Source organism: Bradyrhizobium sp. HKCCYLRH3061 (assembly GCF_051168015.1).
Lineage (GTDB): Bacteria > Pseudomonadota > Alphaproteobacteria > Rhizobiales > Xanthobacteraceae > Bradyrhizobium.
The window spans coordinates 103,535-127,581 of record NZ_JBNPUE010000020.1 but is presented as its reverse complement, the minus strand read 5'-3'; the positions used below and the strand labels follow the sequence as shown (position 1 = coordinate 127,581).

25 protein-coding genes, 1 pseudogene and 1 riboswitch are annotated in these 24,047 nt (G+C 65.8%); of the genes and pseudogenes, 21 read left to right on the top strand and 5 right to left on the bottom strand.

Annotated elements, in window-relative coordinates; genetic code table 11:
• Positions 1 to 21 precede the first annotated feature (21 nt).
• The 7 genes from ACQR2C_RS27525 (at position 22) to ACQR2C_RS27495 (ending at position 6,647) form a co-directional block, all read left to right on the top strand.
• Entirely contained in the window at positions 22 to 1,035 is a 1,014-nt protein-coding gene (locus ACQR2C_RS27525; protein WP_434882509.1) for an ABC transporter permease, read from the top strand.
• The gene (locus ACQR2C_RS27520; protein WP_315801631.1) at positions 1,032 to 1,931 is read left to right on the top strand and encodes an ABC transporter permease; all 900 of its coding nucleotides are present in this window, start codon (positions 1,032 to 1,034) and stop codon (positions 1,929 to 1,931) included. Before ACQR2C_RS27525 ends, ACQR2C_RS27520 begins: the two co-directional genes overlap by 4 nt.
• 177 nt (positions 1,932 to 2,108) lie before the next feature.
• Positions 2,109 to 3,923: a dipeptide ABC transporter ATP-binding protein gene (locus tag ACQR2C_RS27515; RefSeq protein WP_434882508.1), complete on the top strand. Its 1,815-nt coding sequence runs from the start codon at positions 2,109 to 2,111 to the stop codon at positions 3,921 to 3,923.
• A 26-nt stretch (positions 3,924 to 3,949) separates the two neighbouring features.
• The gene (locus ACQR2C_RS27510; RefSeq protein WP_315801629.1) at positions 3,950 to 4,129 is read left to right on the top strand and encodes a DUF4089 domain-containing protein; all 180 of its coding nucleotides are present in this window, start codon (positions 3,950 to 3,952) and stop codon (positions 4,127 to 4,129) included.
• A 10-nt stretch (positions 4,130 to 4,139) separates the two neighbouring features.
• A complete protein-coding gene (locus ACQR2C_RS27505; RefSeq protein ID WP_434882507.1) occupies positions 4,140 to 5,540 on the top strand; it encodes an AtzE family amidohydrolase in 1,401 nt (466 codons plus the stop codon).
• Positions 5,521 to 5,913 carry an oxalurate catabolism protein HpxZ gene (gene hpxZ / locus ACQR2C_RS27500; protein ID WP_315801627.1) on the top strand — a complete coding sequence of 131 codons (393 nt, stop codon included), beginning with the start codon at positions 5,521 to 5,523 and terminating at the stop codon, positions 5,911 to 5,913. Before ACQR2C_RS27505 ends, hpxZ begins: the two co-directional genes overlap by 20 nt.
• 2 nt (positions 5,914 to 5,915) lie before the next feature.
• A complete protein-coding gene (locus ACQR2C_RS27495; RefSeq protein ID WP_315801626.1) occupies positions 5,916 to 6,647 on the top strand; it encodes a GntR family transcriptional regulator in 732 nt (243 codons plus the stop codon).
• Positions 6,648 to 6,822: 175 nt separating this feature from the next.
• On the opposite strand, the gene atzF is transcribed toward ACQR2C_RS27495, so the two are convergent.
• The 3 genes from atzF to ACQR2C_RS27480 all read right to left on the bottom strand — a co-directional run bounded on the left by atzF (position 6,823) and on the right by ACQR2C_RS27480 (position 10,252).
• On the bottom strand, positions 6,823 to 8,610 hold the full coding sequence (atzF, locus tag ACQR2C_RS27490) for an allophanate hydrolase (RefSeq protein ID WP_434882506.1): 1,788 nt from the start codon (positions 8,608 to 8,610) through the stop codon (positions 6,823 to 6,825).
• 247 nt (positions 8,611 to 8,857) lie between these two features.
• Entirely contained in the window at positions 8,858 to 9,400 is a 543-nt protein-coding gene (locus ACQR2C_RS27485; RefSeq protein ID WP_316182036.1) for a DUF805 domain-containing protein, read from the bottom strand.
• A 345-nt stretch (positions 9,401 to 9,745) separates the two neighbouring features.
• Positions 9,746 to 10,252 (bottom strand): MarR family winged helix-turn-helix transcriptional regulator, encoded by a 507-nt coding sequence (locus ACQR2C_RS27480; RefSeq protein ID WP_315801623.1) that lies wholly within the window; start codon positions 10,250 to 10,252, stop codon positions 9,746 to 9,748.
• 77 nt (positions 10,253 to 10,329) lie between these two features.
• On the opposite strand from ACQR2C_RS27480, the gene ACQR2C_RS27475 reads away from it, so the two are divergent.
• The 9 genes from ACQR2C_RS27475 (at position 10,330) to ACQR2C_RS27435 (ending at position 18,424) form a co-directional block, all read left to right on the top strand.
• Positions 10,330 to 11,565 (top strand): cytochrome P450, encoded by a 1,236-nt coding sequence (locus ACQR2C_RS27475; protein ID WP_434838131.1) that lies wholly within the window; start codon positions 10,330 to 10,332, stop codon positions 11,563 to 11,565.
• 8 nt (positions 11,566 to 11,573) lie between these two features.
• Positions 11,574 to 11,897 (top strand): 2Fe-2S iron-sulfur cluster-binding protein, encoded by a 324-nt coding sequence (locus tag ACQR2C_RS27470; protein ID WP_315801621.1) that lies wholly within the window; start codon positions 11,574 to 11,576, stop codon positions 11,895 to 11,897.
• Positions 11,898 to 11,943: 46 nt separating this feature from the next.
• A complete protein-coding gene (locus ACQR2C_RS27465; protein ID WP_434882505.1) occupies positions 11,944 to 13,164 on the top strand; it encodes an ABC transporter substrate-binding protein in 1,221 nt (406 codons plus the stop codon).
• 261 nt (positions 13,165 to 13,425) lie between these two features.
• Positions 13,426 to 14,595, top strand: coding sequence for an ABC transporter substrate-binding protein (locus tag ACQR2C_RS27460; protein WP_315801619.1), 1,170 nt, complete (start codon positions 13,426 to 13,428; stop codon positions 14,593 to 14,595).
• Positions 14,596 to 14,740: 145 nt separating this feature from the next.
• Positions 14,741 to 15,658: a branched-chain amino acid ABC transporter permease gene (locus ACQR2C_RS27455; RefSeq protein ID WP_315801618.1), complete on the top strand. Its 918-nt coding sequence runs from the start codon at positions 14,741 to 14,743 to the stop codon at positions 15,656 to 15,658.
• Positions 15,655 to 16,602 (top strand): branched-chain amino acid ABC transporter permease, encoded by a 948-nt coding sequence (locus tag ACQR2C_RS27450; RefSeq protein ID WP_434848373.1) that lies wholly within the window; start codon positions 15,655 to 15,657, stop codon positions 16,600 to 16,602. The genes ACQR2C_RS27455 and ACQR2C_RS27450 overlap by 4 nt, the downstream gene beginning before the upstream one ends.
• Positions 16,595 to 17,365, top strand: a complete 771-nt coding sequence (locus ACQR2C_RS27445; protein ID WP_434882504.1) for an ABC transporter ATP-binding protein — start codon at positions 16,595 to 16,597, stop codon at positions 17,363 to 17,365. Before ACQR2C_RS27450 ends, ACQR2C_RS27445 begins: the two co-directional genes overlap by 8 nt.
• Before the next feature lie 16 nt (positions 17,366 to 17,381).
• Positions 17,382 to 18,086, top strand: a complete 705-nt coding sequence (locus ACQR2C_RS27440) for an ABC transporter ATP-binding protein (RefSeq protein ID WP_315801771.1) — start codon at positions 17,382 to 17,384, stop codon at positions 18,084 to 18,086.
• Between the two features lie 38 nt (positions 18,087 to 18,124).
• Positions 18,125 to 18,424 (top strand): hypothetical protein, encoded by a 300-nt coding sequence (locus ACQR2C_RS27435; RefSeq protein ID WP_315801615.1) that lies wholly within the window; start codon positions 18,125 to 18,127, stop codon positions 18,422 to 18,424.
• Between the two features lie 33 nt (positions 18,425 to 18,457).
• Here the strand turns inward: ACQR2C_RS27435 and ACQR2C_RS27430 are convergent, their stop codons facing one another.
• Positions 18,458 to 18,820 carry a hypothetical protein gene (locus ACQR2C_RS27430; RefSeq protein ID WP_316182025.1) on the bottom strand — a complete coding sequence of 121 codons (363 nt, stop codon included), beginning with the start codon at positions 18,818 to 18,820 and terminating at the stop codon, positions 18,458 to 18,460.
• 218 nt (positions 18,821 to 19,038) lie between these two features.
• Positions 19,039 to 19,140, top strand: a riboswitch (guanidine-I (ykkC/yxkD leader).
• Positions 19,141 to 19,214: 74 nt separating this feature from the next.
• Here ACQR2C_RS27430 and ACQR2C_RS27425 point away from each other — a divergent pair.
• From ACQR2C_RS27425 to ACQR2C_RS27405, 5 genes and pseudogenes are all read left to right on the top strand, one after another.
• Positions 19,215 to 20,285: a putative urea ABC transporter substrate-binding protein gene (locus ACQR2C_RS27425; protein ID WP_434882503.1), complete on the top strand. Its 1,071-nt coding sequence runs from the start codon at positions 19,215 to 19,217 to the stop codon at positions 20,283 to 20,285.
• Between the two features lie 146 nt (positions 20,286 to 20,431).
• On the top strand, positions 20,432 to 21,253 hold the full coding sequence (locus tag ACQR2C_RS27420) for an ABC transporter permease (protein ID WP_434882502.1): 822 nt from the start codon (positions 20,432 to 20,434) through the stop codon (positions 21,251 to 21,253).
• Positions 21,253 to 22,026 (top strand): ABC transporter ATP-binding protein, encoded by a 774-nt coding sequence (locus tag ACQR2C_RS27415; RefSeq protein ID WP_315801611.1) that lies wholly within the window; start codon positions 21,253 to 21,255, stop codon positions 22,024 to 22,026. The genes ACQR2C_RS27420 and ACQR2C_RS27415 overlap by 1 nt, the downstream gene beginning before the upstream one ends.
• A 40-nt stretch (positions 22,027 to 22,066) precedes the next feature.
• Positions 22,067 to 23,272 (top strand): arginase family protein, encoded by a 1,206-nt coding sequence (locus ACQR2C_RS27410; RefSeq protein WP_315801610.1) that lies wholly within the window; start codon positions 22,067 to 22,069, stop codon positions 23,270 to 23,272.
• 143 nt (positions 23,273 to 23,415) lie between these two features.
• Positions 23,416 to 23,784: pseudogene (locus ACQR2C_RS27405) on the top strand (hypothetical protein); the annotation flags it as partial.
• A 2-nt stretch (positions 23,785 to 23,786) separates the two neighbouring features.
• Here ACQR2C_RS27405 and ACQR2C_RS27400 read toward each other — a convergent pair.
• On the bottom strand, positions 23,787 to 24,044 hold the full coding sequence (locus ACQR2C_RS27400) for a hypothetical protein (RefSeq protein ID WP_316237357.1): 258 nt from the start codon (positions 24,042 to 24,044) through the stop codon (positions 23,787 to 23,789).
• Between the last annotated feature and the right edge of the window lie 3 nt (positions 24,045 to 24,047).

The window sequence follows — 24,047 nt, the reverse complement described above, 5'->3', positions numbered from 1 at the left end:
AAATCCGGCGAGGCCTTGGCCATGCTGATGCTCATCGCCAAGCGCCTCGCGTTCGCGATCCCCTCGCTGATCGGCGTCGTGATCGTTACCTTCCTGCTCACCCGCGCCTTGCCCGGCGATCCCGCCGCGTACTTTGCCGGACCTGCCGCCACCAAGGAGGCCGTCGAGCAGATCCGCAAGAAGCTCGGCTTCGACAAGCCGCTGATCGAGCAGTTCTTCCGCTACACCGTCGATCTCGCCCATGGCGACCTCGGCAGTTCGCTGACCACGGGCCAGCCGGTCGCCAGCGAGATCCGCAACCGCCTGCCGGCCTCGGCCGAGCTCACCTTTCTCGGCCTCTTGGTTTCGGTCGCGATCGCGCTGCCGCTCGGCGTGCTCGCGGCGACGCGGCCGGGGTCGTGGATCGACCATACCTGCCGTATCGTCACGACCGCTGGCGTCTCGCTGCCGGTGTTCTTCACCGGGCTGGTGCTGGTGTACGTGTTCTACTTCCGGCTCGGCTGGTCGCCGGCGCCGCTCGGTCGGCTCGACGTGTTTTATAGCGCGCCGGATCCCGTGACCGGCTTCTACCTCGTCGATACGCTGATCGCGCGTGACGGTGAGGCGTTCCGCTCGGCGCTGAGCCAGTTGATCCTGCCCGCCGCGACGCTGGCGATCTTCTCGCTGGCGCCGATCGCGCGCATGACGCGCGCCTCGATGCTCTCGGTTCTGTCGTCGGAATTCGTGCGCACGGCGCGCGCCTCGGGGCTGTCGCCCTCGACCGTCACCGTGACCTACGCGTTCCGCAACGCCATGCTTCCGGTCATCACCACGCTGTCGATGGTGTTCTCCTTCCTGCTCGGCGCCAACGTACTCGTGGAGAAGGTGTTCGCCTGGCCCGGCATCGGCTCCTACGCGGTCGAGGCGCTGATCGCCTCCGACTTCGCGCCGGTGCAGGGTTTCGTATTGACGATGGCCGTGATGTACGTCGTCCTGAACCTCGTCATCGACATTCTCTATGGCGTCATCGATCCCCGTGTGAGGCTGGAAGGATGAGCACCGTCGCGCCGACCCTCGAGCCCGCTGTCTCCGCCCGCACCTCCGGTCTCATGGCCCTGATCGGGCACACGCGCTATGTGCTGGCCGAGAACAAGGTCACGGGCTTCGCCTTCGGGCTTCTGGTCGTGATCCTGTTCGCTGCGATCTTCGGCCCCTGGATCGTGCCGTATGATCCGCTGGCCAGCGACACGGCGTCCGCGCTGAAGCCGCCATCGGCGGCGCATTGGTTCGGCACCGATCAGCTCGGTCGCGACATCTTCAGCCGCGTCGTGGTCGCGACCCGGCTCGACACCTTCATCGCGGTCGCATCAGTGGCGCTGGTGTTCTTCATGGGCGGACTTGCCGGCGTCGCCGCCGGCTTCTTCGGCGGCTGGACCGATCGCATCGTCGGCCGCATTGCCGATACGATCATGGCGTTCCCGCTGTTCGTGCTGGCGATGGGCATCGTCGCCGCGCTCGGCAACACCGTGCAGAACATCATCATCGCCACCGCGATCGTGAACTTCCCGCTCTATGCGCGCGTCGCGCGGGCCGAGGCCAATGTCCGCCGCAATGCCGGCTTCGTGCAGGCGGCGCGGCTGTCGGGCAACAGCGAGATGCGCATCCTGCTCGGCCACATCCTGCCGAACATCATGCCGATCATGATCGTGCAGATGTCGCTGACCATGGGCTACGCCATCCTCAATGCCGCCGGCCTGTCCTTCATCGGCCTCGGTGTGCGGCCGCCGACGGCGGAATGGGGCATCATGGTTGCCGAGGGCGCCTCCTTCATGGTGTCGGGCGAATGGTGGATCGCGCTGTTTCCGGGCCTTGCGCTGATGATCGCGGTGTTCTGCTTCAATCTGCTCGGCGATGGCCTGCGCGACATCGTCGATCCGCAGCGCAGGACGTAATGGGATGAGGGTGTCCCAACAAAACTCCGTCACTGCCGGGCTTGACCCGGCAATCCATCCCCTCAAGCGAGACTTCGTCGGTCTGATGGATGCGCGGGCCTTCGCCGCGCCGAAGGGGCTTCGGCCCCGCAGGCGGGTCAAGCCCGCGCATGACGATGGGAATACGCGGAGCCACACATGACCGCCCAGCCGCTGCTCGACGTCCGTGATCTCACGGTCGAATTCTCCACCCGGCGCGGCGTCGTCAAGGCGGTGCAGCATGTCGATATCTCCGTCGCCAAGGGCGAGACGCTCGCGATCGTCGGCGAGTCCGGCTCGGGCAAGTCGGTGACGTCGTATGCGGTGATGCGCATCCTCGATCGCGCCGGGCGCATTGCCGAGGGATCGGTGATGTTCTCCGGCGTCGACGTCAGGGCGGCCGAGGAAAGCGCGATGCGCGATCTGCGCGGGCGCGAGATCTCGATGATCTTTCAGAACCCGCGCGCGGCCCTCAACCCGATCCGCAAGGTGGGCCAGCAGATCGAGGACGTGCTGAAACAGCACGCCCAGGCGGCCGCAACCGATCGCGCCGAGAAGGCCATAGCTGCGCTCGAGCAGGTCAAGATCGCGCGCCCGCGCGAGCGCTACCACGCCTATCCGTTCGAATTGTCCGGCGGCATGTGCCAGCGCGTCGTCATCGCGCTGGCGCTGGCCTGCAACCCGCAGCTCCTGATCGCCGACGAGCCGACCACCGGCCTCGACGTCACCACGCAGAAGGCGGTGATGGACCTGGTCGTCGAGCTCACCAAGAGCCGGGGCATGTCGACGATCCTGATCACGCATGATCTCGGTCTCGCCGCGGCCTATTGCGATCGCGTGGTGGTGATGGAGAAGGGCCGGGTGGTCGAGACCGCCAAGGCCGCCGACATCTTCGCCAACCCGCAGCATCCCTACACGCGCAAGCTGATGCGCGCGACGCCGCGCCTCGGCGTGTCGCTGCGGGATCTGCTGCCGGAGGAGGAGGCGCTGGCGGCGCCTAGTACTCTCTCCGTCATGGCCGGGCTTGACCCGGCCATCCATCCCACTTCGCAGGACTCGCTCCAGGCGATGGACCCCCGGGGCAAGCCCGGGGGTGACGAGCGGAGTGGGGAGGGCGAGCGGAGTGCGGGTAGCGTTCGGCCGCTCCTGCTCGTCGACAAGCTGGTCAAGGAATATCCGCGCCAGGGCGCTACCGCGACACTGTCAAAGCTGTTCGGACGGAGGCCGGCGGTCGAGCCGGAGGTGTTCCGCGCGGTCGACGGCATCAGCTTCACGGTCGGTCATGGCGAGAGCGTTGGCCTGGTCGGCGAATCCGGCTGCGGCAAATCGACCACGTCGATGATGGTGATGCGGCTGCTCGACCAGACGTCGGGCCGCATCAGCTTCGATGGTGAGGAGATCGGCAACATCCTGCCGCAGGCGTTTGCCCGGCTGCCGCTGCGCAGCCGGATCCAGATGGTGTTCCAGGATCCGACCGATAGCCTCAACCCGCGCTTCACCGCGGCGCGCGCCATCGCCGATCCAGTCCTGCAGCTCGGCGATATCAGGGGCCGCGACGCGCTTCGTGCGCTCTGCGAGGAGCTCGCGACCATGGTCGGTCTGCCGCTCAACCTGCTCGACCGCTTCCCGCATCAATTGTCCGGCGGCCAAAAGGCCCGCGTCGGCATCGCGCGCGCCATCGCACTGCACCCGAAGCTCGTCATCCTCGACGAGCCCACGGCGGCGCTCGACGTCTCCGTGCAGGCGGTCGTGCTCAATCTGCTGCAGGACCTCAAGCAGCAGTTAGGTATGAGCTATCTGTTCGTCTCCCATGATTTGAATGTCGTGCGGCTGTTGTGCGATCGTGTGATCGTGATGCGGTCGGGTCGAATCGTCGAGGAAGGCACCTCCGAACGTGTGCTAGGTGATCCGCAGGATGCCTATACGCGGGAGTTGTTGACGGCGATTCCGCACCCGCCATTGCCGGCGCATTGAGCGTGAAAGCTTGAAGGGAAAAGCTGATGGCGGAGCCATTGGACGACTACATCGACGCAGTCGGGCGTGCATTGGCCCTGCCGATCGAGGACGCGTGGCGCCCGGCGATCCGGGCCAATCTCGAGGTCTCGCTGAGGATGGCGAAGCTGGTCGACGAATTCTCCCTGCCCGACGAAGCCGAGCCTGCCAGTGTCTTCACCGCTTAGTTCTCCCGAGATGACCGCGAGCGCCGTCGCCGCCGCGGTCGCCGCCGGCAAGCTCACCGCCGTCGAGGCGACCGACGCCGCGCTGGCGCGGATCATGGCCCGCGATTGTGTGCTCAATTCGTTTACCGACGTCACCGCCGAGCGGGCGCTCGCGAAGGCCCGCGCCGTGGATGCCGACATTGCGGCCGGGAAGCCGGTTGGTCCGCTCGCCGGCGTGCCGTTCGCGGTGAAGAACCTGTTCGATGTCGAGGGGCTGCCGACCCGCGCCGGCTCCAGGATCAACCGCGATCGCACCCCGGCGACACGCGATGCGACGCTGATCGCGCGCATGGAAGCCGCCGGCGCCGTCCTGGTCGGTGCGCTGAACATGGGCGAATACGCCTACGACTTCACCGGCGAGAACGTCCATGACGGTCCGTCGCGCAATCCGCACGATCCGACGCGGATGAGCGGCGGTTCGTCCGGCGGCTCGGGCAGCGCTGTCGGCGGCGGCCTGGTGCCGATTGCGCTCGGCTCCGATACCAACGGCTCGATCCGCGTGCCGTCGTCGTTCTGCGGCATCTTCGGCCTCAAGCCGACCTACGGCCGGCTGTCGCGGGCGCGCTCGTTTCCGTTCGTCATGAGCCTGGATCATCTCGGTCCGTTCGCACGCTCGGTCGAGGATCTCGCGCTCGCCTATGACGTGATGCAGGGGCCAGATGCGGACGACGCCGCGTGCACCGCGCGTGCGCCGGAGCCGGTCTCCGGCCAGCTCTCGCAAGGCATCGGCAGTCTGCGCATCGCCCTTGCCGGAGGGCACTTCCAGACGAATCTGTTTCCTGAAGCCGCCGAAGCGGTCGCTCGTGTCGCGGCTGCGCTAGAGGTCACCGAGGTGGTCGAGGTGCCCGAAGCGGCGCGCGCCCGCGCCGCGGCTTATGTCATCAGCACCACCGAGGGCGCCTCGCTGCATCTCGACCGGCTGCGCACGCGCGCGGGTGATTTCGATCCGGCGGTGCGCGACCGCCTGATTGCGGGTGCGATGATTCCGGCGCCGATGGTGGACCGCGCGCAGAAATTCCGCCGCTGGTATCGCGGCAAGGTGCTCGAACTCTTCAAGTCTGTCGACGTGCTGATCGCGCCCGCAACGCCCTGCGTTGCGCCCAGGCTCGGGCAGGCGACCTTCGTGCTCGACGGCGTCGAGCTGCCGGTGCGCGCCAATATCGGCATTCACACGCAGCCGATCTCGTTCATCGGGCTCCCCGTCGTCGCCGTTCCGATTCCGCTCGAGCCGATGCCCATCGGCGTGCAGATCATCGCGGCGCCCTGGTGCGAACATGTCGCATTGCGTGTGGCCCACGCCTTGCAACAGCTTGGCGTCGCCGCTGCGCCGGCCCCGAGAGGAGTTCTGGAGAATGGAAGTCGATCTGCCTGACGTCGTCGCGGAAGTTACCGCGCAGTTCCAGCGCTATGAACAGGCGCTGGTCCGCAACGACGTCGCCGTGCTCGACGAGCTGTTCAAGCAGGACTCCCGCACGCTGCGCTACGGCATCGGCGAGAACCTCTACGGCTACAGCGAGATCGCGGCGTTTCGCGCCGCGCGCTCGCCGGCTGGACTGATGCGGCGGACCGCGCGCACCGTGATCACCACCTACGGCCGTGACGCTGCGGTTGCCTCGACGCTGTTCTATCGTGACACCGCGCCCGGCAAGGTCGGACGCCAGATGCAGACCTGGGTCCGGTTTCCGGAAGGCTGGAAGATCGTCGCCGCCCATGTCAGCATCATCGACGAAGCAAAGGGCGGCTGAAGATGAGCCTGGACGATCTACCGCCGCGAACGCGCCAGCGGCCCGCCCGCGAGTCCGAGATCAAGCGCATCGACCGCGCGCCGCCCGCGGTCGCGAAGATCACGCGCGCGGAGGAGCTGCGCCTGCAGCTCGCCGACGATATCGTGCGCGGCGCGCTGGCGCCGGGGGCGCCGCTGGACGAGACCGAGATCGCCAAGCGCTTCAACGTCTCGCGCACGCCGGTGCGCGAGGCGCTGCGTCAACTGGCGACGTCGGGGCTGATCGAGGCGCGTGCGCATCGCGGCGCCGTCGTGGCGCGGCCCTCGGCCGACCGCCTGACCGGCATGTTCGAGGCGATGGCCGAGCTCGAGGGCCTGTGCGCCGGTCTCGCGGCGCAGCGCATGACGCCGGTCGAGCGGCAGCGGCTGGAAGCCATCCACGAGGAGCTGCGCAATCTCAGCCACGCCGGCAATCCCGAGCGCTTCCACGAGGTGAACGAGCGCTTCCACAACGCGATCTATGCCGGCGCGCACAATGCCTACATCGCCGAGATCACCCTGGCGACGCGGGTGCGGGTGCAGCCGTTCCGCCGCGCCCAGTTCCGCAATCTCGGCCGCCTTGCCAAGTCGCATGCGGAGCACGACCGCGTTGTCGTCGCCATCCTGCGCGGCGACAAGGCCGGCGCGGCGAACGCGATGCGTGCCCATATCGAGCTGGTGCGCGGCGAATACGAGATCTACGCGGTGTCGGTGTAGGTTTTCGTTCGAGCGGTAGGGTGGGCAAAGCAGCCGCCGTTCGGCGGCAGCGTGCCCACCGTCCCACGGCGAGCTGATCACCAGCGGCATGGTGGGCACGGCGCCGCTGCTATCTCGCTCGGCGAGAGCGTGTGAACGCGCCTTTGCCCACCCTACGATTTTGCGCGTGGAGCCGTCAGTCCTTCTGCGCCATATACGCGCGCCAGCCGCCGAACTCGGAGATGTCGCGTGCGCCATCGAGCGCGGCGGGCTCGACGAGGAATCCCTTGGCGGTGCGGCCGTCCGCCAGCCGGATGGTGCCGATCGACAGCGGCGGCGGGATCAGGTTGACGAATTGGCCGAAGCCGGCGGCCGACAGCGCCCAGAGCTCGACGGCCATGGCGCTGCCCTTGCCATCGTCGATGCGCAGCATGCCGGGCTTGGGCGGCGTGGTCGACAGCGCATAGAGCTTGTAGTCCGGGGCGGTGGTCGTCGCCTCGAGCAGACGCCCGCCGAGGCTGGTCAGTTCGTGGTTCAATGCCATGCCCGAGAGATGCGCGCCGACGACGACGATGGCGATCTCGTCGCCATGCAGTGACGGTGACACAGGCGCGAGCGGCGGCAGCGGGATCGACTTGGCGCCGACCGGCAGCGCCGTGTCGGCATGAAAGGCGCGCCCAAGGCTGGCGAGCGCCGCATCGCGTCCAGCCGGCGCGAGCAGCGTGACGCCGAACGGAATGCCGTCGCTGCGCATGGCGGCAGGCACGGCGAGCCCGCAAAGATCGAGCAGGTTGACGAAATTCGTGTAGGTGCCGAGCCGGCTGTTGAGCTCGATCGGGTTGGCGAGCACGTCCGCGGTGGTATAGGCGGTCGGCGCCGTCGGCAGCACCAGCGCGTCGACGTCTGCGAACGTGCGCTCCGCCACCTTCCGCAGCCCCTGCAGACGATACAGCGCGGCAAACGTGTCGGCCGCGCTACCGCGCGCGCCGCCGATGGTGATCTCGCGCGTCACCGGATGGATCGCGTCGGGATCGGAGGCGAGAAGATCGCGGATCACGAGATAGCGCTCGGCCACCCACGGGCCTTCGTAAAGCAGCCGCGCGGTCTCATAGAACGGCTCGAGGTCGAATTCGACGAGCTCGGCGCCGAGCTTGGCGAAGCGTGCGGCCGCGGCGGCATAGGCTGCTTCGGCGGCCTTGTCGCCGAAGAAGATCAACTGGCCCGAACGGGGAATGCCGAGCTTCACGCCCTTCGGAAAGGCCGTCACAGCGGCCACGGGGCGGTCGCGCGAAAACGGATCGAGCGGATCGGGCGCTGCCATCACCGACAGCGCCGCGACCGCGTCGTCGACCGTGAGCGAGAACACCGAGATGCAGTCGAGCGTGCGGCACGCCGGCACGAGGCCCGTGGTCGAGATCATGCCCAGACTCGGCTTCAGCCCGACGATGTTGTTGAGCATCGCCGGCACGCGGCCGGAGCCCGCCGTATCCGTTCCGAGCGACAGCGGCACGAGACCGGCCGAGACGGCCACGGCAGAGCCGGAGCTCGATCCGCCCGGCACGAGATCGGCGCGCACCGGGTTCTTCGGAATGCCATAGGGCGAGCGCACGCCGACGAGGCCGGTGGCGAACTGGTCGAGATTGGTCTTGCCGACGATGATCGCGCCGGCCGCGCGCAGCCGCCCCACCGCGGTGGAATCGCGAGATGGCGTGTACGCGAAGGCCGGGCAGGCGGCGGTGGTCGGCAGCCCCGCCACGTCGATGTTGTCCTTCACCGCGACGGGCACGCCGTAGAGCGGCAGCGATCTGTCCTTGTCGGCGACGGCTTCGGCCTCCGCGAGCGCGTCGTTCTCGCCGCGCAGGCTGATGAAGATGGCGGGGTCGTTGTGCGCGCGAATCCGGGCGTAACAGCGCGCGATCGTGTCGCTTGGCTTTGTCAGGCCGGCGCGATGGGCGGCGACGATCTCGGCAATGGTCTCGGTCACGCGGCGCTCCGCGTCTCGTCCGAGCCCCAACTCTGGCCTGCCATTCTATTGCGCTCCGCTTCGCCAATCCTGCTGCGAACGTAGCAAGCCATGTGCCATTGTGTACACGGCCGGGATGCGGGCCCGACAAGGGAAAAATCTTGAAAGTCAGTGAGTTGGTATGCCGTCCGACAAGCCGTTGGGCGATCGGACACGGTTGCCGAAGGCGATTTGCCTAATTGATGGGCAGGTTGGGCGCCGGCGCCACCTAGTACCCGCGCCGCTCGGCCTCCCCGCCGGTGATGCGCGCGAGCCGTGCCTCGGTGGCCGAGCCGGCGCCTCGGGCTGTCCGGAACGATGCAGACGGCGGGCGGCTCACGGTGGTTCCCGACGATGGAACGTCGTCAGCCCCGCTGGGGAAGAACAGCAGTGCAACGCTCAGGCCGAGATTGATCAGCGCGCCAACCCACGTGCCGTGGTGCGATGATGTCGCCGCGTATTCGGGAAACCGGCCGGCGATCACGTAGTCCAGCACCATGACGGCAATCCAGGCCGGGATCACGCAGACCGGGTCCCAGCCGATGTCGCGGAAGCGCATCGCCTGCAGCATCAGGTTCGCGACTAGGCAAAGGCCAATCAGCACCATGATCGGCAAGCTCACCGTCAGCGCCGACGTCTGCGGGGCGAGCGCGGCAAGGCCGACGGCCACAACCACGATCAGGACCACCGAAACCAGCGCAAGACCGAGCGAGGCGAGAAAATATTGCAGACGGCCGAGACGCGCATTGAAACCGAAAATGAACCCCAACATCCGCCACTCCCCGCAGGCCGAGCCGCAATCGAGGGCGCGGCCGACATGGCATATCAGGCTGAAATTGCCGCCCGCCTTCGCCGATAATTAGAATTGCATCGATCGCGTGCGACGGCGCTTTCGCGCTGCGACATCCCGCGCGGCCGAAAATATATCGTTGCTAAAGCAACTAATCTGTGGAACGATCGACCCGATCAGCAATGAGGCGCGGAATGATCCGCGTCTTGAAGAAGGGACGGGAACGTGATGCGCAGCCTGCTCGACGCAGGCGCGGCCGCTTGCGCGCGCGCCAACAGATTGCCGCAGCGGACAGGGCGGCCGCTCGGCGGTGGCCGCCGAAGTGGCTCAGCTCGCGCCCGTGACGGCGTCGAGATTGTCGTGGATCCGGCGCAGCAGGGTGATCAGGACTTCCCGCTCATCCTTGTCGAGACAGGCGAGCAGACGCCGCTCGCGTTCCAGCGCGGCGACGATGACCTTGTCGTGCGTCGCGCGGCCCTTGGCCGTCAACGAAATCGAATGGCTACGGCCATCCGCCGGATCGTTGCGGATCGCGATCAGGCCGCGGCCCTTCATCAGCGCCAGGGTGCGGCTGACCGGCCCCTTGTCGAAGCCGATCACGCTGCAGATGCGCGAGGCCGGGATGCCCGGCTCGATCGCCAGCAGCGACATGATCCGCCATTCGGTGACGTTGACGCCGAAATTGCCCTGATAGAACGCGGTGGCGCTGTTCGACAGCTTGTTGGCGATGAAGGTGATGAAGGCCGGCACATAGCGGTCGAGATCGAGCGTGAGGCCGTGCCCCTCAGGCTCGCGCGGCGGCGCTTTGCGCGGCGTCCCGGATTTCTCGCTCATGATCCCCAGCGTCCATGCATCGCCACTCATACGGATACGAAAAGCCGCATGACAAGGCCAAACTTCGGGAGCTCCGCATGAACCCAACAGGTCTTTCCCCCGCTGCCGGCGTGGCGCCGGCCATCCCGCACCTCGCCATCGATCCGTTTTCGTATGAATTCTTCGACGATCCCTATCCGGCGCATCAGGAGATGCGCGAGGCCGGCCCCGTCGTCCATCTGGACGCGTGGAACGTCTACGGCGTCGCCCGCTATGCCGAGGTCTATGCCGTCCTCAACGATCCCCAGACATTCTGCTCCAGCCGCGGCGTGGGATTGAGCGACTTCGCCAAGGAAAAGCCGTGGCGGCCGCCGAGCCTGATCCTCGAGGCGGATCCGCCTGCGCATACGCGCACCCGCGCCGTGCTGAGCAAGGTGCTGTCGCCGGCCGTCATGAAGCGGCTGCGCGACGGCTTCATGGCGGCGGCCGAGGCCAAGATCGACGAGCTCGTAGGCCGGAGCTCGTTCGACGCGATTCCGGATCTCGCGGAGGGCTATCCGCTGTCGGTGTTCCCCGATGCGCTTGGGCTGAAGCCGGAGGGGCGCGAGCATCTCATTCCCTATGCGAGCCTGGTGTTCAACGCCTTCGGTCCGCCGAATGAGCTGCGACAGCAGGCGATCGAGCGCTCGGCGCCGCACCAGGCCTATGTCACGGAGCAGTGCCAGCGCGACAATCTCACGCCCGGCGGCTTCGGCGCCTGCATCCATGCCTTCAGTGACACCGGTGAGATCACGCCGGCCGAGGCGCCATTGCTCGTGCGCTCGCTGCTGTCGGCCGGCCTCGACACCACGGTCTATGGCATCGGCGCCGCGGTCTATTGTCTTGCCCGCTTTCCAGACCAATGGGCGCGGCTGCGCGCCGATCCGTCGCTGGCGCGCAACGCGTTCGAGGAGGCCGTGCGCTTCGAAAGCCCGGTGCAGACCTTCTTCCGCACCACCACGCGGGACGTCGAGCTTGGCGGTGTCGTCATTCCCGAAGGCGAGAAGGTGCTGATGTTCTTAGGTGCCGCCAATCGCGATCCCCGCCGCTGGGAGCAGCCGGACAGCTACGACGTCACTCGAAAAGTCTCAGGTCACGTGGGCTTCGGCTCGGGCATCCACATGTGCGTCGGTCAGTTGGTTGCGCGCCTCGAAGGCGAGGCGGTGCTGACGGCGCTTGCGCGCAAGGTCGGGAGCATCACGATGAGCGGCCAGCCGAAGCGCCGCTACAACAACACGCTGCGCGGGCTGGAGAGCCTGCCGGTGACGTTCACTCCAGCCTGCACTCCAGCCTGAGTCATGCCATGACGACGATCACTTTCCTTCACCCCGACAACCGCAGCGAAAGCGTGGAGGCCGAGGACGGCGCCAGCGTCATGCTCGCGGCGCTGACCCACGGCATCGATGGCATCGTCGCCGAATGCGGCGGCAATGCCGTCTGCGCCACCTGCCACGTCTATGTCGACGACGCCTGGACAGCGAGGCTCGATCCGGTCTCCGACGACGAGGATGCGCTGCTCGATGGCACGGCGGCGGAGCGGCTGCCGAACAGCCGCCTGTCCTGCCAGATCAAGGTGCAGCCGGCGCTGGCCGGTCTGGTCGTGCGTATCCCGGACAAGCAGAGCTGACGGCTTCGACAACAATCAAAACAAGCAACACATGGGGAAGGAACACATGAAGCAACTCAGGACCTGTGCGCTCGCGCTGGCCGCATCATTGGGCGTCTCGGCCGGAGCATCCGCCGGCGAGATCTCAGACAACGTCGTGCGCGTGGGCGTGCTCAACGACATCTCCGGCATCTTCCAGGACACCAACGGCATGGGCTCGGTCGAGGCCGCGCGCATGGCGGCGGAGGATTTCAACGGCGGCGGCAAAGGCATCAAGGTCGAGATCGTCTATGCCGATCACCAGAACAAGGCCGATGTCGGCTCGGCGATCACGCGGAAATGGCTCGATGTCGACAAGGTCGATGCCGTCGTCGACGTGCCCAACTCGGCCGTCGGCCTCACGGTCAACGAGCTGCTGCGCAACAGCCGCATGACTTTCCTGGCCTCGTCGACCGCAAGCTCCGATCTCACCGGCAAGGCGTGCTCGCCCAACACCATCCAGTGGGTCAACGACGCCTGGGCGACCGGCAACACCACGGCGGCCGCGATGATGGGCCGTGGCGGCAAGGACTGGTACTTCATCACGGTCAACTACGCGCTCGGCCAGGGCATCGAGGCGGAGGCCACCAACTACATCGAGAAGCACGGCGGCAAGGTGCTGGGCTCGGCGAAGCATCCGCTCGGTACGACGGACTTCGCCTCGTTCCTGCTGCAAGCGCAGGGCTCCAAGGCGAAAGTCATCGGGTTGGCGAACGCTGGCGGCGACACCATCAACGCCGTCAAGCAGGCGTCCGAGTTCGGCATCCAGCAGGGCGGTCAGTCGCTGGTCGCGTTCCTGCTCTTCATCAACGACATCCACGGCATGGGCTTGAAGGCGGCGCAGGGCCTGCAACTGCTCGAAGCGTTCTACTGGGACATGGACGACGACACCCGCGCCTTCGCCAAGCGCTTCGCGGCGCGCCCCGGCATGGACGGCAAGATGCCGAGCGGCAACCAGGCCGGCGTCTATGCCTCGACGCTTGCCTACCTCAATGCGGTTGCGGCCACCGGCAGCGACGATGCCAAGGACGTCGTTCCGCAGATGAAGACGGTGAAGGGCAAGGACAAGCTGTTTGGCGACACCATGATCCGCGCCGACGGCCGCGTGGTGCATCCGATGTATCTGTTCGAGGTGAAGAAGCCGGAGGAGTCGAAATATCCGTACGACTACTATCGTCTGGTCTCGACGATCCCGGCCGAGCAGGCGTTTCGTCCGATCGCCGAAGGTGGTTGCGCGCTGGTGAAGTGACGCTCTTTGCGGGTGCCGTGACGAGCATCCCAGCCGGCCGTGTCATGCTGACGCGGCCGGCTTCTGCTGTGCTGCAGTATCCTTAACAAGCACTATAGTTCTTGCCTTTGCCCGTTTCCGGGAATTATGGTGCATGGGCCGATCGTGCGCAGGATGAGCACCGCGCGACGGATGCTGCGGCGAAACGCCGCCGCTGGTCGTGCTGCTGCGTAGCGGCGACGAAACAACGATAAGAACGATTTGTCTGAGGGGAGGAAGACCATGAAGAGCTTCTGGCTGGCGAGCGCCGCGGCACTGCTGTTTTCGAGCACGGCCTTTGCCGGCGACACCATCAAGATCGGTTTCGTCTCGACGTTCAGCGGTCCGACCGCCGTGATCGGCAACGACATGCGCAACTCGTTCGAGCTCGCGCTCGACCATCTCGGCCGCAAGATCGACGGCAAGCCGGTCGAGGTGATCTACGAGGACGACCAGCAGAAGCCTGACGTCGGCAAGCAGAAGACCGAGAAGCTGGTGCAGTCCGACAAGGTGGACTTCATCGTCGGCTACATCTGGTCGAACGTGCTCTTGGCCTCGCTGAAGACCGCGGTGGATTCCCAGACCTTCCTGATCTCGGCCAATGCCGGCCCGTCGCAGCTCGCCGGCGAATTGTGCTCGCCTTACGTGTTCTCGACCTCCTGGCAGAACGACCAGACGCCCGCCGCGATGGGCCTCTACATGAACCAGAAGGGCGTCAAGTCGGTGTTCCTGATCGGCCCGAACTATGCCGCCGGCAAGGACATGCTGGCCGGCGTGAAGAGCACCTTCAAGGGCCAGGTCGTCGGCGAGGAATACACGGTGTGGCCGAGCCAGCTCGACTTCTCCGCCGAGCTCTCCAAGGCGCGCGCCTCCGGCGCCGAGTCGATCTTCGTGTTCTACCCAGGTGCGGCCGGCGTGCAGTTCCTCAATCAATACGCGCAGGCCGGGCTCAAGGAGAAGATGCCGCTCTACACCGCCTTCACCGTCGACGAATTGTCGCTGCCGCTGCAGAAGGACAATGCGATCGGCGTGCCCGGCGCCCAGGAATGGGTCAACGACCTGCCGAACGAGCAGAACAAGAAGTTCGTCGCCGACTACCGCAAGAAATACACCGGCCTGCGTCCGACCTATTACGGCGCCCAGGCCTATGACGCGGCCCAGCTGATCAACAGCGCCGTGGTTGCGGTCAAGGGCGACACGTCCAAGAAGGACGCGATGAAGGCCGAGATGGAGAAGGCCAACTTCAAGTCGCTGCGCGGCTCCTTCAAATTCGGCAACAACCACATCCCGATCCAGAACTTCTACCTGCAGGACGTGGTCAAGGACACCGACGGCCAGCTCTCGCTGAAGACGGTCGCCACCATCGTCGAGAACGACCAGGACCGCTTCCACGACAAGTGCCCGATGAAGTGAGCGAAAAGAATTCCGAGCCAGCGGCCGAAACAGGCCTGGAATTTGCTTGAAGCTTAAAACATCTCCGGCCTAAGATCGGGACGGACATGGCGGCAGCGCCTGGAACGGGTTCTGCCGCCGTCTTTTTAAGCGTGAAGTGAGGGGCATGCTTCTCGTCGTCGAACAATTCCTGAACGGGCTGCAGTTCGGACTGCTGCTGTTCCTGCTGGCCGCCGGCCTGACGCTGGTGTTCGGCATCATGGACTTCGTGAACCTCGCCCACGGCTCGCTCTACATGATGGGCGCCTATTTCGCAGCGACGTTCGTGGCCTGGACCGGCAGCTTCGTGCTCGGTGCGGTCATGGCGCTCGGAGCCACGCTTCTGCTCGGCATCGTGCTCGAATTCACGGCACTGCGCCATCTCTATGGGCGTGATCACCTTGACCATGTGCTCGCGACGTTCGGCCTGATCCTCTTCTTCAACGAGGCCGTCCGGTTGATCTGGGGCCCGGCGGGACTGGCGCTGCCGCTGCCGTCCTGGCTCGCCTTCCCGGTCACGATCCTGCCCGGCATCCAATATCCCGCCTATCGGCTCGCCATCATCGTCGTGGCGCTCCTGGTGGCGCTGCTGCTCTATCTCGGGGTGATGCGGACGCGGATCGGCATGCTGATCCGCGCCGGCGCCTCCAACCGCGAGATGATCGGTGCGCTCGGCATCAACATCAAGCTGCTCTATACGCTGGTGTTCGGCCTCGGCGCCGCGCTCGCGGGCCTCGCCGGGCTGATGCAGGCGCCGATCCTGACCGTGCAGATCGGCATGGGCGAGAACATCCTGATCCTTGCCTTCGTCGTGATCGTGATCGGCGGCATCGGCTCGATCCGCGGCGCCTTCATCGCCGCGATCATGATCGGCCTGATCGACACGATGGGCCGCGCCTTCCTGCCAAACCTGTTGCGCCAGGTGCTGAACTCGGCGGCGGCGTCCACGGCGGCGCCGGCGATGTCGTCGATGCTGATCTATCTCCTGATGGCGATCGTGCTGGTGGCGCGGCCTGAAGGTCTGTTTCCGGCCAACCGCAGATGAAATCACAGCTCAACGTCTCAAGCCTCGTGGCCGCACTCGTCGTGGCCGGCCTGGTGCTGCTGCCGGTCTATTCCAACCTCTCCGGCAACATTTTCATCCTCACGCTGTTTACCCGCATCGTGATCCTGGCGCTGGCGGCCGTCAGCCTCAACCTCATCATGGGCTATGGCGGCATGATGAGCTTCGGCCATGCCGCCTATCTCGGCATCGGCGGCTACGCCGTCGGCATCCTGGCGCAGGAAGGCATCGGCTCCGGCTGGGCGCAGTTCGCGGTGGCGATCGCGGTGTCGGCGCTCTATGCGCTGGTGATCGGTGCGCTTTCCCTGCGCACCCGCGGCGTCTATTTCATCATGATCACGCTGGCTTTCGCGCAGATGGCCTACTACGTCGCGTCCGGCCTCGCCCGTTACGGCGGGGATGATGGGCTCACCGTCTACAAGCGCAGCGATTTCGGTGGCCTGATCAACCTCGGCAACCGCGTGCAGTTCTATTATCTCTGCCTGTTCTGCCTGCTTGCCGTCGTGGTGCTGATCTGGCGCATCGTCAATTCGCGCTTCGGCCTCGTGCTGCAGGGCCTGCGCTCCAACGAGCAGCGCATGCAGGCGATCGGCTTCCCGTCGAAGCGGTACAAGCTGGCGTGCTTCGTCATCGCCGGCATGCTGTGCGGCCTGTCCGGCGCACTGCTTGCCAACAATACCGATTTCGTCAGCCCTGCCGTGATGTACTGGACCCGCTCCGGCGATCTCATGGTGATGGTCATCCTCGGCGGCATGGGCACCCTGATGGGGCCGGTCGTCGGCGCGGTGGTGTTCCTCGTGCTGGAAGAGGTGCTGTCGCAGATCACCGAATATTGGGCGCTGATCATGGGGCCGCTGCTGCTCCTGATCGTGCTGTTCGGCCGCGGCGGCATCATGGGCATGCTCGGGAGGTTGAACCGTGGCTGAGCCGTTGCTTCGCGTCGACAATCTCGTGCGCCGGTTCGGCGGCATCGTCGCCACCGATCACGTCTGCCTGGACGTTGCCAAGGGCGAGATCCACGCCATCATCGGGCCGAACGGCGCCGGCAAGACCACGCTGATCAGCCAGCTCACCGGCCACCTGGCGCCGCATGCGGGGCGCATTTTCTTAGGTGGCCGCGACATCTCGCATTTCCCCGCCTATAAGCGCAGCGCACTGGGGCTGGCGCGTTCGTTCCAGATCACCTCGCTGCTGACCGACTTCACCGTGGCCGACAATGTCGCGCTGGCCGCGCAAGCCCATGACGGCAAACACTCGTTCCGTTTCTTCGCAGCCGCGCGCAAGGACAAGCCGCTGCGCGCCGCCGCGCACGCCGCGCTGGAGCGCGTCGGTCTCGGCCATCGCGCCGACGTGCTGGTCTCGAAGCTCAGCCATGGCGAGCAGCGCGAGCTGGAGCTCGCGGTCGCGCTCGCGACCAAGCCGCAGCTCCTGCTGCTCGATGAGCCGATGGCCGGCTTGGGGGTGACCGAGTCGCAGCGCATGGTGAAGCTGCTCAATGAGCTGCGCGACGAGGTCTCGATCGTGCTGGTCGAGCACGACATGGAGGCGGTGTTCGCGCTCGCCGACCGCATCTCGGTGCTGGTCTATGGCCGCATCATCGCCTCGGGCAAGCCGGACGAGATCCGGCAGAACGAGGAGGTCAAGCGCGCCTATCTCGGCGATCAGCACGTGGTGGTCGGCCATGGTTGATCTGGGGACAAGCGCCATGCTGCTCGAGGTCGACGGCATCGAGACCTGTTACGGCCTGAGTCAGGTCTTGTTCGGCCTGTCGCTGGCGATCCGTCCCGGCGAGATGGTCTCGTTGATGGGCCGCAACGGCATGGGCAAGACCACCACGATCCGATCGATCATGGGCCTGACCCAGGCGCGCGCCGGCCTGATCCGCTTCAGCGGCCAGGAGACGCGAAAGCTGCCGTCCTACAGGATCGCCCAGCTCGGCATCGGCCTGGTGCCGGAGGGACGGCAGATCTTTCCGAATCTGACCGTCACCGAGAATCTCGTAGCGGCTTCGGCCAACCGGCTCGGCGCGTCCGATCCTTGGACGCTCGACAAGATCCACGCGCTGTTTCCGCGGCTCGCCGAACGCGGCAGCAACATGGGCAACCAGCTCTCCGGCGGCGAGCAGCAGATGCTGGCGATCGGCCGGGCGCTGATGACCAACCCAAAACTCCTCATTCTCGACGAGGCGACCGAGGGGCTGGCGCCGTTGATCCGCGAGGAGATCTGGAACTGCCTGTCGCTGCTGAAATCGCGCGGGCAGTCGATCCTGGTGATCGACAAGAATGTCGAGCATCTGACCCGCATCTGCGACCGCCACTATATCATCGAGCGTGGCCGCACGGTGTGGCACGGCACATCGGACCAACTGATGGCCGAGCCGGAGCTGCAGCACCGTTATCTCGGTATCTGAGGGCGGAGCGCTGCCGGCTATGACGACGTGGAAGCGGATTGACTCAAATCAAGATCGCGTCGCGCGAGGGGCGTAGATTTCATAGTCGTGCTGGCGTGCGCCGATTTTTCGCATTGAGGCGCGGCGTGGACGGGATTATTCTTCAGGGTAGTACTTTGTTTCACCCTTTACCAAAGGTTGAGCAAATGCGTGCGCCTCATCTCCGAATCGAAGCACCGAAAAAGGCCGCGGCCAGTCTGCGCAGCTTCTGGTCTGCTCATTCCGACCTCGAGACGGCGCTTTGTCTCGCCTTCATGCTGATCGTCGGAATCATCGTCAAGATGACGCCGCCAACCTAGGCGCCGCCGATCTGCGCATCGCCGCCTCCGCGCTCAGCGGTCGAACGGGATGTACTTCTGGTATTCCTTCGGCACCCGGCTGCGATAGCGCGAGGGCACCTTGCCGCTGCGCAGGGAGTCTTCGACTTCCTGCCGGGTGGTCTTGGTACGCTTCTTCTTTTTCGTGGCGGCCGCATCGGCGGCCGGCTTTGTCTCGGCCGGCTTTTCGGTCGTGGCTGCCGGCGCCGGAGCAGGTGCCGCCGCGGCAGGGGAAGGACTTGGCGTCGGAGAGGGAGTTGCGGCGGGAGCAGGCTGGGCCGGCGCATCCGCTGCCGGTGCGCTCTGCGCCATGGCCGCTCCGGACGCAAGACTCACGACCAGCATGCTTGCCATTGCGATCCCTGACAACTTGATCATGACAACGAGACTCCCAACACAGCACCGGACGTGCCGACCTGATGAGGTCGTTCGCGCTCGGCCACCGGTTCATGCCACTGATGAATGGCCGCCGAGCGCCAACGATCCTCATCGCCTAAGATGAATTCGTGATGCCGTCTTTTTGAGCATATGCTGTGATTTGTTCCGTTGAATCGCAAGCATTTTCCGTGGCACGCGGATTGCTCTTCCAGTTGCTCAGAGTTGGCAGCTAGGGTTCCGGTTCTCGGTCGAGAACGCTGGTCCGAGAGCAGCCGCCAGGGGAGAGCCCTGGTGCACGGCGGGATAAAAACCCGGGAGACCTCAGTGGCCGCGCTTGGCAGGCACGAGGTTCTTCATGCCAGTCCGCGGTCAGAAAACCGATGAGGGACTGGACATGTTCAAAGCGCGAAATCTGTTTGTTGCCCTGCTCGCGGCATCGACGCTGGCGACCGCGTCGCTGTCACCAGCGTCAGCCGAGAAGAAGAAGGAATTCAACATCGCCTGGACGATCTATGTCGGCTGGATGCCGTGGCCCTATGCGGCCGAGTCCGGGATCGTCAAGAAGTGGGCCGACAAATACGGCATCACGATCAAGGTCACGCAGATCAACGACTACGTCGAATCGATCAACCAGTATACCGCCGGCAAGTTCGACGGCGTCACCGTCACCAACATGGATGCGCTGACCATCCCCGCTGCCGGCGGCGTCGACACGTCGGCCATCATCATGGGCGACTACTCCAACGGCAATGACGGCGTCGTGCTCAAGAAGGGCAAGACCATGGCCGACATCAAGGGCCAGAAGGTCAACCTCGTCGAGCTCTCGGTGTCGCATTATCTGCTGGCGCGCGGCCTCGAGACCGCGAAGCTGTCCGAGAAGAACATCAAGACGGTCAACACCTCGGACGCCGACATCGTCGCCGCCGCGAAGTCGCCGGACACGACGGCCGTGGTCACCTGGAATCCGCAGCTGCTGGAGGTGAAGGCCGAGCCTGGCGCGACGCTGGTGTTCGACTCCAGCAAGATCCCCGGCGAGATCGAGGATCTCATGGTCGTCAACAGTGCGACGCTCAAGGACAATCCCGAGCTCGGCAAGGCGCTGGTCGGCATCTGGTACGAGACCATCGCGCTGATGAAGGACCAGAGCGAGAAGGGCAAGGCCGCGCGCGAGGCGATGGCCAAGCTGTCGGGCACCGATCTCGCCGGTTTCGAGACCCAGCTCAAGACCACGTTCATGTATTATGAGCCGAAGGACGCGCTCGCCTTCGTGACCGGACCGGAATTGCCGAAGATCATGGATCTCGTGCGCACCTTCTGCTTCGACCACAATCTGCTTGGCGAGAACGTGAAGTCGAAGGACGCGGTCGGCATCTCCACGCCAACGAAGACGCTGGGCGCGGCAGGCAATGTCAAGCTGCGCTTCGATCCGACCTTCATGAAGATGGCCGCCGACGGGAAGCTCTGAGCCGTCTGTCCGCTGCGCAACTCGTGTCACCCCTCACCCTGAGGAGCTTGCGTCAGCAAGCGTCTCGAAGGGTGAGGCCGAGGTGGGCCTCATGGTTCGAGACGGCGCTGCGCGCCTCCTCACCATGAGGAGTTAGGGAGCCATCCATGACGCGTGCGATGAACGTCGTCCCGAACCGGGGCAGCCGGCTGTTGCTGGCGCTGCTGCCGTTCCTGCTGATCGCGCTGATCTACGTGGTGGGGTCGGCGCAGCGGCGTGCGGACAATCCGGACGACAAGCTGCTGCCGCCGGTCTCCGAGATGGTCGCGACCTCCAAGCGGCTCGCGACCGAGCCGGATCGTCGCTCCGGCGACTACGTGCTGTGGTCGGACACGGCCGCGAGCCTGCAGCGGCTCGCGCTCGGGCTCGGCATTGCCGCCGTCATCGGCCTCGTGCTCGGACTCGCCATCGGCTTGCTTCCGATCGCCGGCGCCGGCTTCGGCACGCTGATTGCGGTACTGTCGATGATCCCGCCGATGGCGGTGCTGCCGGTTCTGTTCATCGTGTTCGGCCTCGGCGAGCTGTCCAAGGTGGTGCTGATCATCATCGGCGTTACGCCGACCCTGGTGCGCGACCTCTCGCTCGAGGTGCAAAACATGCCGCGCGAGCAGCTGATCAAGGCGCAGACCCTGGGCGCCTCGACCTGGCAGGTCGCGATCCGCGTCGTGCTGCCGCAGATCATGCCACGCCTGATCCAGGGGCTGCGGCTCATGATCGGGCCCGCTTTCCTGTTCCTGATCTCGGCCGAGGCGATCGCCTCCGATGTCGGGCTCGGCTACCGCATCTTCCTGGTCCGGCGCTATCTGTCGATGGACGTGATCCTGCCTTACGTCGTCTGGATCACGCTGCTCGCCTACATCTTCGACTATGCGCTGGTCTGGTTCGGACGGCGCGCTTTTCCCTGGGCCTATGCGCAAGGGAGCCGCTGATGAGCACGCTGTCCTTCCGCAACGTCTGGGTCGAATACGGCAACCAGGTCGTGCTCGAGCGCATCAATCTCGAAATCGCCTCCGGCACCTTCCTGTCGATCGTCGGCCCTTCAGGTGCAGGCAAGAGCACCTTCCTGCGCCTGATCCTCGGCCAGGAGAGGCCGACCCAGGGCGCGGTGCTGCTCGATGGACAGCCGTTTCCGGCCGAGCCGGGGCCCGACCGCGGCATCGTGTTCCAGCGTTACTCGGTGTTCCCGCATCTGACCGTGCTCGGCAACGTGCTGCTCGGCTATGAGCTTGCCGGCAGCCCGTTCACGGCGCGGCTGTTCGGGTCGGCGCGCAAGGAGGCGATGGAGAAGAGCCGCGCGCTGATCGAGGCCGTCGGCCTGGCCGAGCATCGCGACAAATATCCGAGCGCGCTGTCCGGCGGCATGCAGCAGCGGCTGGCGATCGCGCAGGCACTGGCGAAGCAGCCGCGCGTGCTGCTGCTCGACGAGCCCTTTGGCGCGCTCGATCCCGGCACCCGTGCGCAGATGCATGGGCTGATCAAGCCGTTGTGGCGCGAGCACAACATGACCATCGTGATGGTCACCCACGATATCAAGGAGGCGTTCGGCCTCGCCACCCGGTTAATCGCGCTCGACCGCCCGCGCAAGGATCCGCAGGCGCCCGAGCGCTTCGGCGCGCGCATCACCTACGACCTCGATCTCACCCGCGACAGCGCCGTGCCGGTGCTCGGATTCATCCGCGCCAGCCTGCAGGCGGCGCAATAGTCAGTTCAAGAAACGTCGAAAGAAACGAAGGAGAGTCTCCATGTCATTCCCACTCATGCGCCGGTCGCACCGCGCCGGATTGCACGCGCAGCGCCGGCTCATGCGGCGTCACCATCCGGACTTCGACAAGATGGCGACGCAAGGCTGGCAGGCGCTGGAGGCCGAGGGCAGGCTGCCGAGCAACGGCTGGCGCAGGGAGAAGCAATGGGCGCTCGACATGGGTTTGCCCGGCGCCGACACGCTGACGGATCGCGAGATCCCGACCTTTGCGCGCGGCGAGCTGCCGCATTTCGCCGGGATCAACACCTTCATGAAGGCGCCGTATGTCGAGAACGTCCGCGACGTCGGCAAATACGACGCCGCGGTGATCGGCATCCCCTTCGATTCCGGCACCACCTATCGGCCCGGCACCCGCTTCGGGCCGCAGGGCATCCGCCGCATCTCTGCGCTGTACACGCCCTACAACTACGAGCTCGGCGTCGACCTGCGCGAGCAGATGACCCTGTGCGATGCCGGCGACGTCTTCACCATCCCCGCCAACCTTGAAAAGAGTTTTGACCAGATCAGCCGCGGCGTCGCGCATGTGTTCTCGTCCGGGGCGCTGCCGATCATGCTCGGCGGCGACCATTCGATCGGCTTCCCCTGCGTTCGCGGCATCGCGCAGTGCACCGACAAGCGCATCGGCATCATCCATTTCGACCGCCACATCGACATCCAGGAGAAGGATCTCGACGAGCGCATGCACACCACGCCCTGGTACTGGGCGACCAACCTGCCGAACGTGTCGCCGACCAATCTTGTGCAGCTCGGCATCGGCGGCTGGCAGGTGCCGCGCGAGGGCGTCGAGGTCGCGCGCAAGCGCAACACCAACGTGCTGACCATCGCCGACATCGAGAAGATCGGCCTGGAGAAGACCGCCGAGATCGCGCTGGAATTGGCCTGGAAGGATGCCGACGCGGTCTACATCTCGTTCGACGTCGATTCCATCGATTGCGGCTTCGTGCCGGGCACCGGCTGGCCCGAGCCCGGCGGCTTCCTGCCGCGCGAGGCGCTGAAGCTGCTCGGCCTCGTCGCCGCCGAAGGCCTGTGCGGGCTCGAGGTCGTGGAGGTCTCGCCACCCTACGACACCTCGGACATCACCGCGCTGATCGGCGTGCGCGTCGTCGTCGAGGCGCTCGGCTCGATGGTCGCCCACGGCAAGCTCGGCAGCCACAAGTCCATCATCAACAAGCCGGTCAGCTTCTGAGGCTCGCGATGCGTCATCATCACCACCATCATGGCCATCATCATCACGATCATGGCCATGCGCATGATCATGATCACCACCATGACCACGATCACCCCCCGCACGGTCCCGGTCACAACCATCCCCACGGCGGCCGCTCGCCGGTACAGTGGCAGACGCCGCATCAACCGGACGGCGCCAAGCCCGCCGCGGCGGCCGAACCGGATCTCGACAAGGTCGAGGCTGCCTTTGTCGACGGCTTCATCGCCGCGCCGGATCCGACCAGCTTCCTGCGGCTGGCGCGGGTTCCGTTCGAGATCCTGCGCGACGGCACGAGCCTCAAGCTGCTGCGCGTCGAGATCGACGCGCTGACCGATGTCGGCAGCCTGACGCCGCATCTCGGCGGCGGCACCTTCCGCTACGATCCGCTGCCGTCGAACTTCGTCTCACGCCGTCGCCGGTTGCGCTTCGTCTATTTCGATGGCGCCAGCCTCAAGCCGCTCACCTACGCGGAGCTGCGGGAAATGGAATGAGCTTACCGCAGCGGCGTTCGCTTGAGCGCCGCTGCGAGGGCCTCGAAGCGGTCGACGACCTCCGGCAGCACATAGGATCGCACGGTGGACGCCGCTGCGACGCCGATCAGCAGCACGATGACATATTGAGCGGCGAGCAGGAGGGCGACGCGCCGCAGCCACGCCAGCCGCGGCCGGCGCTCGGCAGCGCGAGCGGGGCTCTGCGGCGCATCGGGACCTGCAAGCAGCAGGTCGTCTCGGTCTCGCGAGACCTCGGACATCAG

Coding starts and splice junctions, on each gene's coding strand:
- ACQR2C_RS27520 (WP_315801631.1), top strand. CDS start 1,032: ATGAGCACCGTCGCGCCGACCCTCGAGCCCGCTGTCTCCGCCCGCACC.
- ACQR2C_RS27460 (WP_315801619.1), top strand. CDS start 13,426: ATGAAGAGCTTCTGGCTGGCGAGCGCCGCGGCACTGCTGTTTTCGAGC.
- ACQR2C_RS27420 (WP_434882502.1), top strand. CDS start 20,432: ATGACGCGTGCGATGAACGTCGTCCCGAACCGGGGCAGCCGGCTGTTG.
- ACQR2C_RS27470 (WP_315801621.1), top strand. CDS start 11,574: ATGACGACGATCACTTTCCTTCACCCCGACAACCGCAGCGAAAGCGTG.
- ACQR2C_RS27475 (WP_434838131.1), top strand. CDS start 10,330: ATGAACCCAACAGGTCTTTCCCCCGCTGCCGGCGTGGCGCCGGCCATC.
- ACQR2C_RS27400 (WP_316237357.1), bottom strand. CDS start 24,044: ATGTCCGAGGTCTCGCGAGACCGAGACGACCTGCTGCTTGCAGGTCCC.
- ACQR2C_RS27415 (WP_315801611.1), top strand. CDS start 21,253: ATGAGCACGCTGTCCTTCCGCAACGTCTGGGTCGAATACGGCAACCAG.
- ACQR2C_RS27430 (WP_316182025.1), bottom strand. CDS start 18,820: ATGATCAAGTTGTCAGGGATCGCAATGGCAAGCATGCTGGTCGTGAGT.
- ACQR2C_RS27425 (WP_434882503.1), top strand. CDS start 19,215: ATGTTCAAAGCGCGAAATCTGTTTGTTGCCCTGCTCGCGGCATCGACG.
- ACQR2C_RS27505 (WP_434882507.1), top strand. CDS start 4,140: ATGACCGCGAGCGCCGTCGCCGCCGCGGTCGCCGCCGGCAAGCTCACC.
- ACQR2C_RS27410 (WP_315801610.1), top strand. CDS start 22,067: ATGTCATTCCCACTCATGCGCCGGTCGCACCGCGCCGGATTGCACGCG.
- ACQR2C_RS27485 (WP_316182036.1), bottom strand. CDS start 9,400: ATGTTGGGGTTCATTTTCGGTTTCAATGCGCGTCTCGGCCGTCTGCAA.
- ACQR2C_RS27525 (WP_434882509.1), top strand. CDS start 22: ATGCTGATGCTCATCGCCAAGCGCCTCGCGTTCGCGATCCCCTCGCTG.
- ACQR2C_RS27465 (WP_434882505.1), top strand. CDS start 11,944: ATGAAGCAACTCAGGACCTGTGCGCTCGCGCTGGCCGCATCATTGGGC.
- ACQR2C_RS27455 (WP_315801618.1), top strand. CDS start 14,741: ATGCTTCTCGTCGTCGAACAATTCCTGAACGGGCTGCAGTTCGGACTG.
- ACQR2C_RS27440 (WP_315801771.1), top strand. CDS start 17,382: ATGCTGCTCGAGGTCGACGGCATCGAGACCTGTTACGGCCTGAGTCAG.
- hpxZ (WP_315801627.1), top strand. CDS start 5,521: ATGGAAGTCGATCTGCCTGACGTCGTCGCGGAAGTTACCGCGCAGTTC.
- ACQR2C_RS27510 (WP_315801629.1), top strand. CDS start 3,950: ATGGCGGAGCCATTGGACGACTACATCGACGCAGTCGGGCGTGCATTG.
- ACQR2C_RS27480 (WP_315801623.1), bottom strand. CDS start 10,252: ATGAGCGAGAAATCCGGGACGCCGCGCAAAGCGCCGCCGCGCGAGCCT.
- ACQR2C_RS27495 (WP_315801626.1), top strand. CDS start 5,916: ATGAGCCTGGACGATCTACCGCCGCGAACGCGCCAGCGGCCCGCCCGC.
- ACQR2C_RS27450 (WP_434848373.1), top strand. CDS start 15,655: ATGAAATCACAGCTCAACGTCTCAAGCCTCGTGGCCGCACTCGTCGTG.
- ACQR2C_RS27515 (WP_434882508.1), top strand. CDS start 2,109: ATGACCGCCCAGCCGCTGCTCGACGTCCGTGATCTCACGGTCGAATTC.